Annotated in this window: 15 protein-coding genes; 4 read left to right on the top strand and 11 right to left on the bottom strand. The window is 61.3% G+C overall.

Going from position 1 to position 18416, the window contains the following annotated elements; all coding sequences use genetic code 11:
• Window positions 1-423 precede the first annotated feature (423 nt).
• A complete protein-coding gene (locus GRF63_RS05895) occupies window positions 424-1209 on the top strand; it encodes an SDR family oxidoreductase (RefSeq protein WP_160485002.1) in 786 nt (261 codons plus the stop codon).
• 41 nt (window positions 1210-1250) lie between these two features.
• Here the strand turns inward: GRF63_RS05895 and GRF63_RS05890 are convergent, their stop codons facing one another.
• From GRF63_RS05890 to GRF63_RS05855, 8 genes are all read right to left on the bottom strand, one after another.
• Window positions 1251-2027, bottom strand: coding sequence for an IclR family transcriptional regulator (locus GRF63_RS05890; protein ID WP_160485001.1), 777 nt, complete (start codon window positions 2025-2027; stop codon window positions 1251-1253).
• A 184-nt stretch (window positions 2028-2211) separates the two neighbouring features.
• On the bottom strand, window positions 2212-3372 hold the full coding sequence (locus GRF63_RS05885) for a sialidase family protein (RefSeq protein ID WP_160485000.1): 1161 nt from the start codon (window positions 3370-3372) through the stop codon (window positions 2212-2214).
• A 97-nt stretch (window positions 3373-3469) separates the two neighbouring features.
• Window positions 3470-4444 carry an amidohydrolase family protein gene (locus GRF63_RS05880; RefSeq protein WP_160484999.1) on the bottom strand — a complete coding sequence of 325 codons (975 nt, stop codon included), beginning with the start codon at window positions 4442-4444 and terminating at the stop codon, window positions 3470-3472.
• A gap of 104 nt (window positions 4445-4548) precedes the next feature.
• The gene (locus tag GRF63_RS05875; protein WP_160484998.1) at window positions 4549-5388 is read right to left on the bottom strand and encodes a dienelactone hydrolase family protein; all 840 of its coding nucleotides are present in this window, start codon (window positions 5386-5388) and stop codon (window positions 4549-4551) included.
• 20 nt (window positions 5389-5408) lie between these two features.
• Window positions 5409-6677 (bottom strand): sialidase family protein, encoded by a 1269-nt coding sequence (locus GRF63_RS05870; RefSeq protein ID WP_160484997.1) that lies wholly within the window; start codon window positions 6675-6677, stop codon window positions 5409-5411.
• A complete protein-coding gene (locus GRF63_RS05865) occupies window positions 6670-7935 on the bottom strand; it encodes a sialidase family protein (RefSeq protein ID WP_160484996.1) in 1266 nt (421 codons plus the stop codon). Before GRF63_RS05865 ends, GRF63_RS05870 begins: the two co-directional genes overlap by 8 nt.
• Before the next feature lie 133 nt (window positions 7936-8068).
• Window positions 8069-9019, bottom strand: a complete 951-nt coding sequence (locus GRF63_RS05860) for an amidohydrolase family protein (protein ID WP_160484995.1) — start codon at window positions 9017-9019, stop codon at window positions 8069-8071.
• An 87-nt stretch (window positions 9020-9106) separates the two neighbouring features.
• Complete coding sequence (locus tag GRF63_RS05855) at window positions 9107-11725, bottom strand: TonB-dependent receptor (RefSeq protein ID WP_160484994.1); 2619 nt, start codon at window positions 11723-11725, stop codon at window positions 9107-9109.
• Window positions 11726-12143: 418 nt separating this feature from the next.
• Here GRF63_RS05855 and GRF63_RS05850 point away from each other — a divergent pair, with 418 nt between their 5' ends.
• Window positions 12144-14258 carry a nuclear transport factor 2 family protein gene (locus GRF63_RS05850; RefSeq protein WP_160484993.1) on the top strand — a complete coding sequence of 705 codons (2115 nt, stop codon included), beginning with the start codon at window positions 12144-12146 and terminating at the stop codon, window positions 14256-14258.
• A 90-nt stretch (window positions 14259-14348) separates the two neighbouring features.
• Here the strand turns inward: GRF63_RS05850 and GRF63_RS05845 are convergent, their stop codons facing one another.
• The gene (locus GRF63_RS05845; protein WP_160484992.1) at window positions 14349-15128 is read right to left on the bottom strand and encodes a helix-turn-helix transcriptional regulator; all 780 of its coding nucleotides are present in this window, start codon (window positions 15126-15128) and stop codon (window positions 14349-14351) included.
• 248 nt (window positions 15129-15376) lie between these two features.
• Between GRF63_RS05845 and GRF63_RS05840 the strand changes: the two genes are divergently transcribed.
• Complete coding sequence (locus tag GRF63_RS05840; RefSeq protein WP_160484991.1) at window positions 15377-16273, top strand: beta-keto acid cleavage family enzyme; 897 nt, start codon at window positions 15377-15379, stop codon at window positions 16271-16273.
• A gap of 3 nt (window positions 16274-16276) precedes the next feature.
• Window positions 16277-17218, top strand: coding sequence for an NAD(P)-dependent oxidoreductase (locus GRF63_RS05835; protein WP_337189619.1), 942 nt, complete (start codon window positions 16277-16279; stop codon window positions 17216-17218).
• Window positions 17219-17221: 3 nt separating this feature from the next.
• Here GRF63_RS05835 and GRF63_RS05830 read toward each other — a convergent pair whose 3' ends face one another.
• Both GRF63_RS05830 and GRF63_RS05825 read right to left on the bottom strand, forming a co-directional pair.
• Window positions 17222-18040, bottom strand: a complete 819-nt coding sequence (locus tag GRF63_RS05830) for a class II aldolase/adducin family protein (RefSeq protein WP_202131571.1) — start codon at window positions 18038-18040, stop codon at window positions 17222-17224.
• Window positions 18037-18411: a carboxymuconolactone decarboxylase family protein gene (locus tag GRF63_RS05825; protein WP_160484990.1), complete on the bottom strand. Its 375-nt coding sequence runs from the start codon at window positions 18409-18411 to the stop codon at window positions 18037-18039. The genes GRF63_RS05830 and GRF63_RS05825 overlap by 4 nt, the downstream gene beginning before the upstream one ends.
• Window positions 18412-18416: the final 5 nt, after the last annotated feature.

Below are 18416 nucleotides of genomic sequence, written 5' to 3'. Positions count from 1 at the left end.
CCGCCGTCCCTCGCCGAATCTTTCGGTCATTTTTCCGGTTGTCTGGTTAACCGCAATTTACGCATCATGTCAAGTTTTCGAAACAACGTTTCGTTTTTGCGGTGCAGCATGAAGGACGGCGCTACAAATCGTCGCAGGCATGGCAGGCATCGTGCCTGGCGAGACAAACAAGTTTGCTGGGAGCGCGCGGTTTGCGCTGGATCCCGTTAAGACGGAGCCGCGGCTGTCGCGGCTCCGCCCCAGGGAGAGTGCGCCGGAGAGGGCAGACGCACCTCGTCAAACTAGCTTGGAATCGTACGGTGGCTTGACCGGCCCGGCGCGCGAATTTGCCGCGCAAAGTATATTTGCATAGGGCTTTTTTCCTGCTTGAATCGAGCGGTTTTCGGTTCCTATGCTCTGCCCCGAACACTTCGGGAAACCGCCATGACCACCGCCGATCCGCTATTTTCGCTTGCAGGAAAAACCGCTCTCGTCACCGGGGGGACGAGCGGCATCGGGGCCATGATCGCCACCGGCCTCGCGAAGCGCGGCGTGCGGACCTACGTGACCGGCCGCGACCTTTCACGCACGTCGGAGGTTGCCCGGCAACTGGCTCAAGATAGCGACGGCGAAGTCATCGCCCTCGCCGCCGATTTCGCTGATGCCTCCTCCCCGTCCGCCCTCGCTGCCAAACTATCCATCAGAGAAAATGCGCTGCACATTCTCGTCAACAACGCGGGCACCAATTGCGACGGGGACCTTGCCGATCTGACGGAGGAAGCGTGGGACGAGGTAATGGCCGTCAACCTGCGCGCGCCGATCTTCCTGGTGAAGATGCTGACGCCCATGCTCAAATCCGCATCGCAGCCCGGCGATCCGGCACGGGTCGTTAATGTCGGATCGATTGGCGGCCTGCACGTGCCCAATTGGGAAGCCCATCCCTACGGCGCATCGAAAGCCGCCCTGCACCAGATCACCCGTTCGCTGGCGAAATCGCTGGGCAAGGACAACATCACCGTGAACGCCATCGCCCCCGGCCCTTTTCCGTCAAAGATGCACGATACGACAAGCGAAGCAACGCGCAGCAGCATCGCGACCTACATTCCCGCAGGCCGCGCGGGAGAGGCGGAAGATGCGCAAGGTGTGGTGATATTCCTGGCTTCTCGTGCGGGTGCCTATGTCAACGGCCATGTGATCCCGCTCGATGGCGGATATATCGGCGCGCTCTGACAGCGGCGCCAGCAGGCCAGCGCCGCTAACAAGCCCACCCCCTAAACCGCCAGTCGCGCGCTGATTTCCGTTGCCGCATTGCACAGCGCACGGATCAGACCTTCGGCGGGCTCGCGGGTGATGAACTGGATTGAATCCATAGCTGTCAGCATGGCCACCAGTTCCTCGCGATGGTCGTAAATCGGCACACTTACCGCATTGATGCCCAGCACCACCTGCTCCGGCGCGTCAGCCCAGCCTTTTTCGGCAACATCCTCGATATCGCGCAGCAGCACTTCGCGGTCCTGAATCGTGTGCGGCGTGAACCGTTCCAGCTTGCCCTCCGGCAGATTACCATCACGCCGAAGCCGATCGGCCAGCAGCAACTTTCCCGCCGCCGTCGAGTGCAGCGGCAGTTGCTGGTTTGTTTGCACAACGATCCCGACAAGCCCCTTGCCCTGCAGGGATTCCACGATCGTTACAGAATCGCCGTAGACCAGCGACAGGTTGAAAGTGTGATCGAAAGTCTCGTGAAGGCGTTGCAGCAAGGGCCGCGTCAGGTCCACCACACCTTCTTCGGACGATTGCCCGATGACCCGCGCCAAGGCCTGCATCTTGGGGCCGAGCGCATAACGGTCACTGCCGTTGTATTGCACCGCATAGCCCAGCGTTACCAGCGTGCGCAGATAGCGGTAAACACGCGCCTTGGTCATGCCTGTCTCGCGGGCAACCTCGCTCACGCCCAGCTCTTCATGCGTGGCAAGCTGTTCGAGCATGCGCACGGTCATGCGCGCTGCCTGGACCGATTCCTCGGCCTTGTCGGGTGCGATGTCGGGCATTTTACCGGGTGGTGAGATCGGACGGCATTTTGCCATCATGCGTCGCGCATGCGCGTCTATCAAGCCCTCCACACCCGATGAGCTGCCGAACACGATGCTGCCTCCTCAAGGAAAAGTGGAAAAATGTCCGGGACCGCCTGATTTCAGAATTTGAGAAGCGACCCCGGACCAGTGGGAGGTTCCGTCAATCGATCGAGAACAGGCTGCGCGCGACATGCCGCACGCCTCCGTTGGCCTGGATCGGATCATCCTTGCTGTTGAAATAATAAAGCGCGCCTACGGTGCTGCCCTCCACGTGCCAGACATTGGGATAGCCAAGGTCCCAGCTGCCGCCGTCATCACGGATGATCAGTTCACGGCCCCAGGTCTTGCCCCCGTCTTCGCTGACGCGCGCCCGGATGCCCTGCGGCGCGAGGCGATAGCCGTAGATCGCAACCACCCTGTCATCCGGCATCACCACCAGGCTGCTCGGCGCGCCGAAATCATTGATGCGCGACAGAAAGCCCCATGTCCGCCCGCCATCATCGCTGCTGTAAACCTCGCTCCACATCACGCCCGTCGGATCGCGCTGACAACGGATCACGCAGATGATGCGGCCGGACGAAAGCATGTAGCCGCGCGGGTAGAACCAGCGGTGGCCGACGAAGGCGACGCTGGGATCGTCATAGTCGCCATCGGCATTCCCCCAAGGATCTTCCTCCGGAACGATGTAGTTCATGAAGCGGAATTCGCGGCCCTCGTTCACACTGCCATAAACGAGCGGGCGGCGGCGGGTGTTGTCCGGCTCGACAGAGAACAGGAACATCAGCATCCGCCCGTCGGGCCGGACCATTGTGGATTGTATGCCGGTCAAGGATGGCAGGTTTTCCATCGGCACGAGGACAGTCGGCCCCCACGTCCTGCCGCCATCGCGAGACAGCCGCGTGGTCGCTTTGGTGCTAGCCGTGGCGAAACCATCCATGCTGCCGCTGGAAACCAGCACGTTCGGGTCCGTGTAGTCCACCGGCGCGTCGAACGCCTGCGGCATCGTTTCGGGATCGAGCGCCTCTCCCCCACCACCGGGCCCTGCCATCATGTTGTATTGCGGATCCTCGCCATCCCATGTCCGCCCCCGGTCGTAGGACCGGACCGTGACGGTACGCGGGTTGGAGCTGTTCTGGCCCAGCACGTCGTGACGAATGGCATCGCCGCTGGCATAGCTGACGTTCCGGGTCATGAAATTGGCAATCAGCGTACCGTCGCCATTTTCCCAGAACCCGCTGGTGAAGGGCCATGAGCAAAATTCGTCATCGCGGTAATAGACCACGTCGTTTTCGAGCCCGGTGGGCGTGATCGGGGGCCTCATGTCAGTTGCCATATTCATCCCTTCCCGCAACGTGCGGAGCATTGTTCTTGCATGGCCGTGCCGATCTTCGCCAAGCGGGCATTACGGGTACCGAATGTCAGGAGCCGCGACCGCCCGGAACATGGATCGTCTCTGCCGTGGTCCAGAACAGCTGTTCCTGCTGAGCGGGCGTCAGCCCCTGCGCGGAAGCGAGTGCGTATTGCACCCAGCCGAACATGCTGCCCGGCGTGTTGCCCACATCGCTGCCCCAGCACAGCTTGTCTGCCCCGAACGTGCCTACCATCGCCTCCAGGAATGGCTTCTCGTCGATATTGGCGGCATGCAACTGCTCGATCAGCAGGGTGGTGTATTTGTAATAGACGTTGGGCAGATCCGCGAGCGCGAGATGCTGCGGCGTCAGGCCCCAGGTTTCCGGCAGTTCCTGCGGGCGCGGGAAGCCGATGTGATCGAGCAGGATGTTCGTGTTGGGATAGCGCGCCGCATGTTCGCCAACCGCTGCCATTGCGCCCGGCGTGTCCCCACCGATCGGCATCAGCACGACCACGAGGCCAAGATCATTGGCCGCCTCCCATGCGCCCGAAGCCGCATCGGTCAGGAAGGGGAAGAAGCCCTCGCGGTCGACGCCGGTGAAGCGGACGCCGGCGATATTGTTGTCGCGCGCCATTGTCGCCAGCTTTTCCGGCGTATCTTCTGCGCGCGGATCGAGGATGACGACAGGCACGATCCGGTCGGGATATTCATCCGCAATATCCAGCAGGTAGGAATTGTCGTACCGGTATGTGCTGGAATACTGCACGCCTGCGCCCTTCGCGATGTTGTTCTCGTCCCAGAACTCGAACACTTCCTTGGGCGTCTGCGGAAAGCGCATGGCCTTGGCCACCATGATTTCCGGGCCGTAGCGTGCCGTGGTGGAATTGAAGGGATAGTTGTCGACATCGTTGGTATAGAAATGCCCGTGCGCGTCCCACAATTTGTAGGACGGCTTGATGACATGGGCGAAGGCCGAACGCGGCAACGCGGCAAGGCCCGCGGCGGCTGCAGTCGTTCCGATAAATGTGCGACGGTTGATCATGCTGGGTCCTCTTCCCGAAGTCATTTGTCATTCGATCCTAGCGCAGGGCAGCGCCCCGGCTTGATTGGAGCGGCACTGGATATGCTACGAAAAATCAAATCCCGTCACTTCAATTCCTGATCCAGAAGCGCGATGACGGCGTCGCGGGCGGCCTTGGCGGCGGTCTCGTCATAACCCGGATCGTCGGCCACGTAATACCCGTGCGGTGCGTCGATAATGGCGACCTGTCCTGTCAGCCCCGCCTCGGCAAAGGCAGTGCGAAGGTCATCCTTGTCACCCGGCTCACGTTCGTCATCCGCGCTTGCGATCTCGATCAAATAGCCGGCCTTGCTCTGGTCCACGAAGAGGTGCGGGCTGGTATCGCGCGAGGTTGCAATGGCCAAAGGATGGATCGCCGCGACAGCTCTCACCCGGTCCGGCATAGCGCGCGCAGCCACGAAGGCATGCGCCCCGCCAATATCGATGCCCACCGTCCCGATTCCCGCCGCCGCGTCGACCGAACCCAGGCTGTCGAGATAAGCCACATAGGCGCGGGTATCGGCGATGATCGCTGCGTCACTGGCAGCTTCTCGCCACGGTGCGCCGCGCTGCATCGTCTCGCCAAACGGCATGCGTGGTTGCGCCGTCGCGGGGGAGCCATCCAGCGATACGCTGCGGTAGAAGGCGTTGGGCACAAGGACCACATAGCCCGCCTCCGCGATCTCTATCGCCATATCGGCATAGGCTGGGCGCAAGCCGGACAGGTCCGGCCACAGGATCACGGCAGGATGACGCGCGCCATCTTCAGGCGTTGCCAAGATCGCTCCGGCAAGGCCGTCTGCGGCCTGCACCTGCACCGCCTGTGTCGCTGGCGTGGCAGGGCCGGCAGGAGCAGTCGCGCAGGCCGCCAATGTGGCGGCGACGAACAGCGCCAGCGCATTGCGCATCATATGGTCAATCCGCATGTTCGCTCTCCTTGCCCTGCTCACGGTTCGAAGACGGTGCAGGCGATATGCCGGACGCCGCCGTTCATCTGGATCGGGTCGTTTTTCAGGTTGATGTAATAAGTCGCCAGCAGCCTGCCCGGCGCGATCTCGATCACGCGCGGATAGCCGACATCCCAGCTGCCGCCGTCGTCGCGCAAAATCATCTCGCGGCCCCAGGTGAGGCCGCCGTCCGCGCTGATGCGATAGCGGATGCCCTGCGGCGCGTTGCGGAAGCCGTAGACGCAGCACACGCGCCCATCTTCCATCGGCACGATGTCCCCCGGCGCACCCCAGTCGTTGACGCGGCTGAGCCAGCGCCAGGTGCGCCCGCCATCAAGGCTTTCGTGTACCTCAGTCCAGATATTGTAGCGGGCATCGCGCTGGTATCTCAGCGCGGAAATGACGCGGCCGTCGTTCAGCACCACTGGACGCGGGTAGAAATGCGGAGCGGCGGCAAAGGGCGATCCGCCGGGATAGTAGGGGTTCTTCTCCTCGAACCCGATGATCGAGCCGAGGTAATGAAAGTCCCTCCCATTGGCGGTTGCATAGACGATAGGTCGCGGACCTTGCGCGCCGGGCGCATTGGTCTGCACGCCGAACAGCATCGTGCCGTCAGCCCGCAATGAATACATGGAACTGCCGGGGATCGAGACAGAGGGAAAATCGTCCATCTCCAGTAACCGATGCGGCCGCCAGCTGCGCCCGCCATCGGTCGATGCGCGCATCCAGCCTTGCGCCGGATTGGCAAACAGCGCCGGGATACCGCCACCCATCAGCAGTGTGTCACGGTCCGAGAAATTGAGCGCCGGGAGGTCCGACCAGTCATCCGCCTTTCCGCCGGGAAAGTCGCTTTCTTCCTTGATCAGCATGTCGAAGACGGGGACGATGGAATCCCGGTCCCATGTGGCCCCGTCATCGGTGGAGCGGATCACGACGATCTCGCCCATGTTGCGCGTCAGGTTCGTGTGATCGACGGCATCGGGCTGTCCGTAATCGGAGGGGACCCGCTTGAAGCCCGCCACGATGGACCCGTCGGCCACCTTCCACAGGCCGCAGTAATAGGGCCAAGCGGCAAATTCGGCCTCGTTGCGATAGACGACGCTGTGCCGCGCAGTGGTTTCCTTTTCCGGCTTCCAGTCGGTGCGTACCAGCACGCTGGTCGCTTGCGCCGCGACCTTGGTGGAGGCCAGAACCGCCGCGCCCCCGATCCCGGTCAGCAGGTTGCGGCGGGTGGGTTTGGAAAAGGCTGCGCCCATCGGTTCAGTCAATGGAGACGATCGAACGCTGGATGTGGCGCACGCCGCCGTTCACCTGCACCGGATCGTCCTTGCTGTTGAAATAGTAGATCACGCCAACCTTGCCATCGGGCATCGCCCAGGCGTTGGGGTAGCCAAGGTCCCAGCTGCCGCCATCGTCACGGATGATAAGCTCGCGGCCCCATGTACGCCCTTCGTCCTCGCTCACCCGCGCGCGAATGCCCTGCGGGGCGAGGCGATAGCCGTAGACCAGCACCAGCCGACCGTCCGACATCTGCACAAGGCTGCCCGGCGCGCCGAAATCATTCGCGCGGCTGAAGAACTGCCAGGTCCGCCCGGCATCATCGCTGGAGAAGATTTCCGTCCACATGGCCCCGCGCGGATCGCGCTGGGAGCGTAGCGCGCACAAGATCCTGCCGCTCGGCAGAAGATAGCCGCGCGGATAGAACCAGCGATGCCCGCCAAAGCGGAAAGTCGTATCGTAAACCCCGTCGGCCGCGCCCTTGGGATCGCGATTGGGCGTGATGAAGGTGAGGAAATGGAAATCCATGCCGCGTGGCGGAAGCGCGAAGACGCATGGGTGGCGGTTCCATCCTGTCTCATCGACTTCCATAAGCCAGATCAGTGCCGTTCCGTCAGGCCGGACCAGCGAGGAATTCATGCCGGAAAGCGAATGCAGCGCGTCCAGCGGAATGTCGATGGACGGTCCCCAGCTATGGCCGCGATCACGCGATACCCGCACCAGTGTCCGCCCTTCCGGCGTGCCGAAACCGGGGGACGAGTTGGCGATGATCACGTTCTTGTCGAGAAAGTCGATCGGTTGCAGGTCGCCCATGCTTTCCGCGCCGGCCTGCGCCGGGTCGGCCCTCTCCATGATGTCCACGATTGGGTCCTGCCAGGTGACACCGTAATCCATGCTGCGCAGGCCGATCGTGCGCGTGCCCAGCCCCTCTCGCCCGAGATTGTCATGGCTGATATCGTCGGCATTGCCATAGCGCGTGGTGGTGGAGCGCGCCTGCTGCAGGATCTCCCCGTCATCAAAATTCCAGTATCCCATGACGTGCGGCCAGCCGACCATCTCGTCCTCGCGGCGGTAGACGATCATGTGATCCACATCGGTCAGCTTGCGCGGCGGCAGCCAAGCATCGCTGCCAGCGGGAACCTGCGCCCGTGCCATTCCGGCGAACAGCGCCCCGCCCATCGCAGTGCCCCCGACCATGGCCGACCGGCGGGAAACGGGACGGCCACACAGCTCGGGCAGGAATTTCATACCAGCTCTCCGGTTTCGCTTATCATCATGATTTCAGGGTGTGCCCGGTGCGCGGACAGGTCAATCGCAAGCGCACGATGCGTCCGGCTCGGTAAAATATGCGCGCCTCTACGGTCCATTTGCGCCCGCCAGATCATGCCGCAGCCCCGGAAGAAGGGGCCGCCTTTTCAAGATCGTAGAGCCGCGCGGCATTGTCGTGCAGGAAGGCGGCGCTCTCCTCCTTGTTAAGCAGCTCGCAAGCGCCCACCGCCATCGCCACCTTCTCGTCATAGGTCCACAGCATGCTCTGCCCCACGTCCGATCCCCACACGATGCGATGCGGACCGAAACGGTCAACCATGTGGCGCAGCAGATCGGCAGCGCGGACGTTGGCCTTCACCAGCCGCTCCATGTTGATCTCGGTGATCTTGAAATAGACGTTGGGGCAATCCTCGAAGATAGAGATCGTCCCGTCCATGCCGTAGTCCGGCGGCGGCGGCATCACCACCGTCTCCCCGGCCTCTTCGCGCAGCGCCACCTCGTATTGGGAAATGCCGAAAGGCATGGCCCCGTGGTCGAGAATGATGGGCAGGTCCGGATACATGCCCGCGATCATCCTGATCAGCGGCAGCACGTAAGACAGCTGGTTGTCGAACACGATCAGCGTCATCGGCGTGCCAAGGTCGGCACAGGCCTTCCACACCTCCATCGCGCTGGGCGAACTGAGCCACGCGGTATCGAGGATCCATGGCCTGCTGTTGGCCATGCGGAACCCCGCGACGCCGCTGTTCTTTGCCAGATCCCGATATCGCAGGGCCGTGCCGGGGTCCTGCGTGTCGAGGATCACCACCGGGTGGAAACGGTCCGGATAGCGGGCCGCCGAATCGAGAATGTAGCTATTATCATACCCGTAGACATGGCCGCGCTGCACCAGGCAGGCACTGGTCACGCCATGCCGATCCATATGCGCCAGCAGTTGCTCTGCAGTCATGGTGAAATCCGGCCGATCTGGCATAGGCAGGTCCGGCGTGAACGGCCGAGCACGATAGGTTTCCCAGTCGTCGGCAATCAAATGTGCATGCGTATCGAGCAGTCTAGTGGTCATGCCGCCCGGTCCCTTCCCGGCTTCAATATCTCCAAGCGTTGCGAAACCGGGCCGGACAATTCTTGCCCGGCCCGGCATCGTCTCCAATCAGAAGCGTTTCTTGAAGCTGAGATACCATTCGCGCGGCGGGGCAGGCTGGCCGAGGTTGGTCGGCAAGCCGAAGCCGCGGAAAATGATTTTCTGGCGATAGTAGAAGTTGTTGAACAGGTTGGTGGCACCCAGCGCGACTTCGAAATCGTGCGGATCGTTGCGATAGGTGATCCGACCGTTGAAGGTGCTGAAAGCTTCCTGCTTCGTACTTTCCTGGTATTGCGGCAGCGTGCTGTAAAAGATCGTGCCGGAATAGAACCAGTCGAGGCGCGGCGTGATCGTTCCATCCAGCATCGGCACCTGCGCCTCGTACTGGATACCGGCGCTGGCGGTCCAGTCCGGCACGATGGTGCGCTGCGCGTTATCTTCGGACGTGTATTTGTTGTAACCGATCGAGCCGTTGATCGTCAGGAAGTCGATGGGCTCTGCTTCCAGCTCACCTTCGAAGCCCTTGATCGTGCCGTCAGCCACGCCGTAGCTGAAGGCCCGCGCCACGCAGTTCACGCCCACACCCTGATCCGGCGTGGTGTTCAGCTGCGGGGGGCCGTCGGAGGCCGCATTGTAGGGGCGGCACGTGGTGAAGGCGTTGGCGAATTCGGATCCTTCCGGTCCTGCGCTGACCACTGTTGAATTGCCGGGGACGAGGCCGGTGAGATTGTCGTTCCACTGGCCTTCCTGGCCGGTGAATCCTGCCGGACGTTCCGTGAAGTCCATCTTGAACGCTGCGACGTTTAACTTGACACGGCGATCCCAGAACTCGGCTTTCGCGCCGATTTCGTAGCTGATGAGCGATTCACCCGGAGTCTGGCCCTCCTGCCCGGCTTGCGAGGGACGCACGTTGAAGCCCGGCAGGCGATAGCCCGACCCTGCGGATGCATACAGCAACAGGTTGTCGTTAAGCTCGAAATCGACGCCGGCCTTCCAGTCCCAACGCTTGCTCTCCAGTTCGATATCGAAAATCGTGCTGGCGGCAGAGGGCACGAATTCCGTCGATCCAGGCGGCGTATTGTCGGTGAGGCTTTCAAAATAGACGCCCTTCTTGTCGTGCGAATAGCGCAGGCCGCCGATGAGGCTCAACCGGTCCGTGGGCCGCACGTTGACATTGACGTACCCGGCAAGGGCCGAAGGTTCGTAAACGTCGTTCTGGAACCGTTGCGTACCGGCGCGCACGCCCGTGGGATTGCCGAAGTGGTCCGCCTTGCCGTCGTAGTAGAAGGCGCCGGTCACGAAATCGAACCAGTCGAACTGGCCCGTCAGGCGCAATTCGCCCGTGATGTGGTCCTCGTGGAATTCGTGATAGATAATGGAATCGTTGAGTACGGTGCCGTCCGATGCCGCACCGAAGCTCAGGTCAAGCTTGCGGTAGCCCGCAATCGCCGTGAAATCGATGTTGTTGGTCAGACCGACGATGATCTTGCCCTGCACGCCCTGGCTGGTGAGCGGAACGGTGTTACCGTGGCAATAGCCGCCCTTGTAAATGGAGCCGTTGTAATAGCTGTTGCCCGGAATGTTGGTACCTGCGGGAAATGGATCGCAGTAGTTGTCGTAGGTCTTGTACGGATCGCCCGTCTGGAACCTTTCATCCCAGCGGAATGGCGTGCCGGGGATCGAGAACTGGTCTGCTGCGGTCACGAAATTGGGCCGCGTCAGGGTCTGCGAATAATCGGTTTCGAAGATGTATTCCGCCGGGATTTCGTCATTCTGATCGGTGTAATCGGCTGAGATCGAGACTTCGACCGTCGAGGTCGGCGCCCAGTAAAGCGAGCCACGCACCGCTCTCGTATTTTCCCCGCCCAGGTGGTCAATCACGCAGTTATCCGGTTCGCGCGTTCCCCCGAAACTGGTTTCCGGGCTCTGGAACGGGAATGTGCCGGCAAGCTCAGGCGTGCCGTTAAGATACATCTGGCAAGAGAAATCGAGCATTTCCTGATAGCCGGTGCGCTTCTTCGAAATGAACGAAGCGCCGACGGCCAGCGTATCGGTAAGAGGCACGGTGAAGCCTGCCCGCAGATCCTTCCGGTTATATGCGCCCACGGTCACTTCCACGAAGCCGGTTGCTTCCGTCAGGCTTGGCTGGCGGGTGACGAGGTTCATTGCACCGGCGATGGAGTTGCGACCGAACAGCGTTCCCTGCGGACCGCGCAGGACTTCCACCCGCTCCAGATCGAGCAGGTCGAAGTTCGAACCGAAGAGGAAGGGGTAATAGACGTCATCAATATAGTAGGCGACCGAAGGCTCCCCATTGAACTGGGGATCGGTCTGGCCGATGCCGCGCAGGTAGACGGACACTGCAGGGCCATAAATACCCTGCGATTTGCGGAAGCTGGCATTCGGGACGATACCGCCAAGGTCCGCCGTGCTCGTGATCCCGCGCGTTTGCAGCGTTTCGGCTGTCACGGCAGTGATGGCGATGGGAACATCCTGAACGTCGGTCGCGATCTTCGTGCCCGTAACGAAGATGACATCGTCATCACGTGCGTTGGCCCGATCGCTGGCGGCATCCTGTACAGTATCAGGCGAATTGCCCGCATCGTTTGCTGCATCCTGAGCAAATGCTGCCTGTGAAGCGAACAGAGCGAATAGCGAACTTGTGTAAAGCGTTGCTTTCAACGTCATCCCAAAACTCCCTTGATGTTGCGCAACCACATATGGCAGCGCGTCCGGCGTTCTCTTGTCTGCGCAGGCGGCGCTAATTGACTGGATGAACAGCAGGCGCCTTCGTCAAGACGGCAAGCTGGATAAGAGACATGTCCTGAAACAACCCCCTTATTTCATTGTCTTGTCTGGTATTTTAGTTGGATGCCGAGCGGTGCATGGCATCTTTTGCGGCGCTGAAAGTGCTGGCCGGTCAACAATCGTCGCCGCGCTGTTCAATTGTCCGGAAGAACGCATAATCGACCCGCCGGTTTGACCCAGAAGGCACGGATACCGCACCCTTGGTGCCGAACCGACGATGCGGCCTTGAACAGCATCTGCGCTGGCAGCATGCTGGGCGACAACACGCGCTCTACGCACAAAATCACGGGAGATTCCTATGCAGCGCCGCCTGCTGTTCGCAGCCCTGATGGCCGTTTCCTCGCCCAACGCACTTGCCGCGCAGGATGTTTCGCGGGCGCAACTGGACGAGCTGGCAAGAGACGTCTCACGCGTGGAATCGGTGCGGGAGGTGAAGGACGTGCAGCGTTTCTACGCCCAGTTCGCGCAATTCGGGCTGACCGCAGAAATGGCCGCCCTTTTCACCGATGACGCAGAGTTCGTCCGGGGCGAAGAGGCAATCCGCGGGCATCGAGCGATCCAGGAATGGCTTGCCGATCACATCGGGCCGCGAGGACTTTCGAACGGTGCCCTGCACACCGAATTTATCGAAGACCCGCTCGTCAACCTGTCCCCGGACGGCAAGTCCGCCAAGTCCCGCTGGATGTCGATGACGATGGCTGGCGACGGGCGGGGTTCCGCCACGATAGAGGGCGGCATTTACGAGAACGAGTACGTGCTGCAGGGCGGCAGCTGGAAGCTGTCCCGAATGCATTACTATCCCCAGTACGAGGGCAGTTATGCCGACGGCTGGACGAATGTGAACGATGCGCCGCTGAAACAATTCCCGTTCCACTTCACCGTTGATGAAACCGGTATTCCGATCCCTCCGCCCGAAGGCGCGGCCCCTGCGACCAACGCGACCCTCGCCACGCTGGAGCAGCGGATCGGCGCGCTGAATGTCGAGGACGAGGTGCGCAATTTGCAGAACGCCTACGGCTACTATGTCGACCGCAAGATGTGGGACGACGTGCTCGACCTCTTCGCGCCCGATGCACGGGTGGAGATCTTCGGCGTGGGCACGTTCCAAGGCGCCAATGGCGTGCGCCAGGCGATGGAGCGGATGGGACCGCAGGGACTGCAACAGGGCGATTTCAACGAGCACCCCCTGTTCGACACCATCGTGACGGTGGATGCCGGACAACAGACCGCGCACACGCGCGGCCTGGAACTGGGGATGAAGGGGACGAGCGACAGCGCCGGGTGGAGCTTTGCGGTGTTACGCAACAAGTTCGTGCTTCACCAGGGCCTCTGGAAAATCGCCGAGATGCGCATCTTCCCGCTGATGGAAGCGGACTATGCGGACGGGTGGGGGAATGGCGGCACGTGGCGCCTCCAACACGGAGTACTCCCTGCATTTACCGAGCCACATCCGATCACCGGGCAACCCGTAGAGATCGCTGGTTTCACCATTTCCGGTGCGAACGAGCATGGCGAGGCTCTTGACCCGCCATTGGCTGTGCAGACCGGCACCGGCGAGGCCGAACGCTACATCGATGCAAAGCGAAAATTGCAGCGGTCATGGGCGTATGACGGGGTGGTCAACGTGTCTTCCGCCTATGGCTATTATCTCGACGATTTCTACTGGGTCGAACTGGCATCCATCTTCGCCGAGAACGGAAACAAGCATTCGCCCTTTGCCGGCTTCTACCTCGGCCGCGACAGGATCCAGGCCGCCGCCACCACCATGTGGGGAGAGCCGCCTGAATATCGCGACAGCATCGCGTTCCACTGGCGGTTCCAGCCGGTGATCGACGTCTCGCACGATGGACGATCCGCAAACCTGCGCACCCGCCTGTTCCAGCCGCGCACCGGCCTGCCGCTGGAAAAAGGGGAAACTCCGAACTACCTTTCGTCAGCCGGGTTCAATACCGGGATGTATCCCAATGATCAGGCCGTGCTGGAAGACGGCATTTGGCGCCTGTGGAGCCTGACGATCGACGAGCATTACATGGTCACCCAGAACTGGCGCGAAGGCTGGGCCGGCGTCGCCCCGGTCGAGCCCGGCCAGGCGGCTGGACAAAGCCCGCTTGTCGAAAGGCTGCCACCCGACATATTGATGACCGAACTTGGCCGACGCGCCGAACATTTTCGCGGCGGCACGGGCGTGACCTATGCCTGGCCGGACATCCTGCCGATGTGGTTCCATTACAAGAACCCGGTCTCGGGCCGTGTGCCCGAATATTACTGGCCCGACAGCGTGCCCGGCCTGGGCCTGCCGCAATCGAGACTGATCGCGAACGGATACCAGATGCCGCCCAATGGCCCTGACCAGGACGGCATCCACATCGAACTCACCCCGCCCGAGGCGAACGAGATGGAAGGTCAGGACTAGGGTTTCTGTCAGAATGCGGATTATTTCATTCAGTCAGATACGGCGCGCCAGATCATAAGTTTTCAATTTCACGTGAGGGATTATGTGCTGTCACTGCGTCACAAGAGCGCATAATTCATATGGGCTGGTCACCTGAAGACGTCCATATGCGCGGCGCCGATATGTCAGGACCGAAGTCTTGGCGATCGCAAGGTCGATCGCCGTTGCCTCGACGCTCATGCCAATGGCTGCCCGAGCGCAGACCTGACATTCGCGCGGTGTCAAAGCTTCGAAGCGGCTGGCAAAACGATCCTCCATCTGCGGCACGGTCAACTGGGGATGTGCCTTTTGTCTCTTCCTGTTGAGCGGAAGCATGGGCAAGGCCAGCGAGGCAATTGCCACCAGTGAAGAGAGTTCGACGTCGCTGAAACATCCCACGTTCTTATGTCTTGCCACATTCATGATGCGCCATTGCTGCGCACCGCGCTGAATGAAGGATACCCGCTCAACTATGCCGCAATCGTCAAAGAAGGTGCGGCGAAATCCGGCAGATGCGATGTCTCCAGGGCGGATGCGCAGCAGCGCCATGTCGTGATCGGCAGGCGCCGCGCGATAGGCATCCCAAACCGGATCCAGTTGCAGGTAATGCTTATGGTATGACGGCAGCAGGCTTGTCAGGCTGGGTTCGCAGAAAGAATATTGTAGCTCGCTGTGCTCCCTGCCGGTCGCCTCGAACAGGTAGACGCGGCGAACGCCCGCAGTGGCCGATGCGATGCAGTCGCGAACCGTGGAACCGAATTCCTCGGTCCCCACCGTAGCCAGCAGTTTTTCGTATGCGTCGCCAGTTGTGCCCGGCAACCGCCAATCATTGATCTGCCTGATTTCAGGCATTTCCCTTCTCCGCTATTCAGGCGCTGCCGGTTTTGACCGTGTGCAGCACGCTTTTTATTGATAACGATGATTTCACGCTCTGTCGCGGAAGTTTGTCATCTCTTGAGAGGACAGCCGCAAACGAGCCAGATCGCCAAGTTTCGCCATGGTCATACCCCGGAGCACGCAAGTCGCGCGGGGAGAGGACAGACGAATTTCGGCGGACCGGCAATGTTCAGCCACCAGAAGACACGAGGGGCTCCAAGGCAATGTTTGCAGGCAACAAGTTCATCATCACGGCTGCCCTTAATGGCGGGATGCAGCAGGATCGCGACGGGGCGATCGTGCCCAAGCAGCCCGTTGAACTGGGCGAAGCCGCGGCGCGATGCTACGAAGCCGGTGCGTCCCTGATCCACATCCACGCGCGCGGGCCCGACGGCAAGAACACCAGCGATACGGCTGTCTATTCGGAAATCATCTCGGAAATCCGCAAGCGTTCTCCCGTCCTCGTGCAGACCACCAATGGCATCGGCGTGCGTCGCGATCCGAAGACCGGCGGCTTTATCTGGCCAACGGACAAGGAGCGGCTTGGACTGCTGAATATCGAGCCCAAGCCCGATGTGTTCGGCGTGGCAGCGGGATCGGCCGATTTCTATCACCCGGAAGGCGGATATCACAAGGAAACGCCTTACGTGAATTCGCCTGAATTCCTCCGCTCCACGATCGAGGAAGTCTACAAGCGTGGATCGGCCCTTGAATATGAAGTGGTCGAAGCCAGCGTGATCCACCGCTTGATGCGCTATGCCGAGGAAGGACTTTTCGATCGCCACCAGAAGAACATCTGGCTCCTTCACGGAGGCGGCTTCGGCGCCGTTCCGGCAATTACCCGCAACCTGCTCTTCAATATCGAGGAGGGGCTGCGCTATTTTCCGCAAGCGATTTTCGGCATCACGTCGACCGGCCGCGAGATGTTCAAGATGATTACGCTTGGCCTGTCCATGCAATGCGACTTGGTCCGCGTCGGGTTTGAAGACAGCATTCACCTGCCCGATGGATCGGTCGCGACGCACAATCACGACATGGTGGCAAAGGCGAAGGAGATCGGCGCCCTGTTCGGTATGGAACCCGCGAGCGTCGAGGAAGCGCGCGAACGCTTTGGAATCTAGGCAGTGACTGCACCGATCATAGTCCCGGCCAGGTTTCTGTATGACCGCTCCGCCGAGTGGAACTCCGGCTGGCCAATGATCGGACCGGACGAGATCGCCGATGGCCTGTCAGACGATGTGCTGGCGAGTGTTGAGATCATGGTGACGGCGGGAAGCACGTTCGATCCGGATCTGGTCGCAAAGCTGCCTGCCCTCAAGCTGGTGGCCTGCTTCTCCACGGGGATCGAGGCCATCGATTGCGATCTACTCGAACGGCGCGGCATCCAGCTTACTACGGCGGCAGGGGTCAATGCGCATGATGTGGCCGATCAGGCCTTCGCGCTCATGCTGGCGCAGTGGCACAGTGTGTTGCAGGCAGATGCGCTTGTCCGCGACGGTGGCTGGCAGCAGGGCTTCCTACAGGGCCTGGCGCCGCGTCCCTCCTTGAAGGGAAAGCGGGCGGGTATCGTCGGGCTTGGCAGGATTGGATCTGAAGTCGCGACGCGCGCTGCCGCCCATGCAATGGACGTGCGCTGGTGGGGACCGCGAGAGAAGCCGGATGCCCCTTACGAGCGCGTCGGATCGCTGGGCGCTCTCGCCGAATGGGCGGACGTCCTGTTCCTCGCCTGCGCGGCTAGTGCACAGAATGCCGGCATGATTAACCGTTCGGTCCTCGATGCGCTCGGCCCCAGGGGTATTATGATAAACTTCACGCGGGGCATGCTCGTTGACGAAAGTGCCCTGCGCAGTGCCCTGATGTCGGGCCAGCTTGGCGGGGCCGGGCTCGACGTTTTCCTTGAAGAGCCAACCGACGCGGCCCTTTGGAAGGACGTGCCCAACTGCGTTCTCAGCCCGCATATTGCCGGCTTCACACAGGAGGCTGGCGAAGACATGTTCGGCCAGTTGCGCGAAAATGTGCGGCGCTGCATTTCCGGCGAGGAACTGCTGACGCCATATTTTACCTGACCGCTATTCGTCGTAGCCGGGATTGGTCCGGTCGAGCATGCGCACCAGCGCTTCCCATTCGCGATCGATCACATCGCTTCCACCCTGGAAGGCGTTGGACAGCGTTTCGCATTCCCCGGCCTCGACATAGACAAGCTCTTCGGCTGGATCAGTGCATTGCGAAAGCGATGCCACCTGCATACGGCAGGCCCGCTCAAGGTAATACATGCGCGAAAACGCGATGCGGACGCTCGGCCCGACGACCAGCGGACCGTGATTGCGCAGCATCAGCACGTCGCCCTTGCCCAGCGCTGCCGGGATGCGATCGCGCTTCTCCGAAGAATCGAAAAAGCCGCAATAGTCGAGGTAACCCGTACGCCCGTAAAACCGCAGGGCATGCTGGGTAAGCGGGAGCAGGCCCTGCTTGTAATTGGCCACCGCGATGGAGGCCTCGGTATGGGCATGCATCACGCAGGCCGCATCGTCGCGGTTCATGTGAATTACCGAGTGGATGCAGAAGCCGCCCTTGCTGATACCCAGCCCCGTGGGATCGGAGATGATACCGCCTTCCGGATCCACCTTCACCATCTGTGATGCCCGCGCCTCGCCGAACAGGTGGCCGTAGGGCAGTTGAAGGAACTGTTCGCTCTCACCCGGCACGCGCACGGAAACATGGGTGTGGATGAGATCGGTCATGTCCAGCCAGTCGAGCAGGCGGTACGCGATCGCAAGATCGACACGTACCGCCCACTCTTCGGGAGAAATCATGTCGTCTGCACCCAAGCCAGCCCTGGATTCGACGATATTGCCCTCGCCAGCTGCTTCGTTGTCCAATGCACTCATAGCTTCGGCTCTTCCCCGGATAGCGTTTTCTTGAGCTGTGCCATCGCACCCAGTGCGCGGGGCAGACCGGCGTAGGGAATTGTCTGAAGAACGATCTCCTTCAGCTCTTCCTCGGTGAAGCCGACGTGGTGAGCGTTCTTGAAATGCATGGCCACCCCATGCGCCCCGCGCGCGATCAGGATCGAGATGCAGATGAGTTCGCGCTCTCTCAAGGAGAGGCCGGGGCGTGACCAGATCGTGCCGAAATTCGTCTCGGTGATGATCCGCCACATATCCTCATCTAGCTCGCGAGTGCCCTCGTTCTGACCCCAGCCGAGCTTCGCGAGGACTTCGAGGCCCTGCTGTTCCAGATCCTTGTCGTCTTCGCTCACGCTGT

Source organism: Aurantiacibacter rhizosphaerae, assembly GCF_009807005.1.
Classification (GTDB): domain Bacteria; phylum Pseudomonadota; class Alphaproteobacteria; order Sphingomonadales; family Sphingomonadaceae; genus Alteraurantiacibacter; species Alteraurantiacibacter rhizosphaerae.
This window is presented reverse-complemented; position numbering and strand designations above follow the sequence as displayed.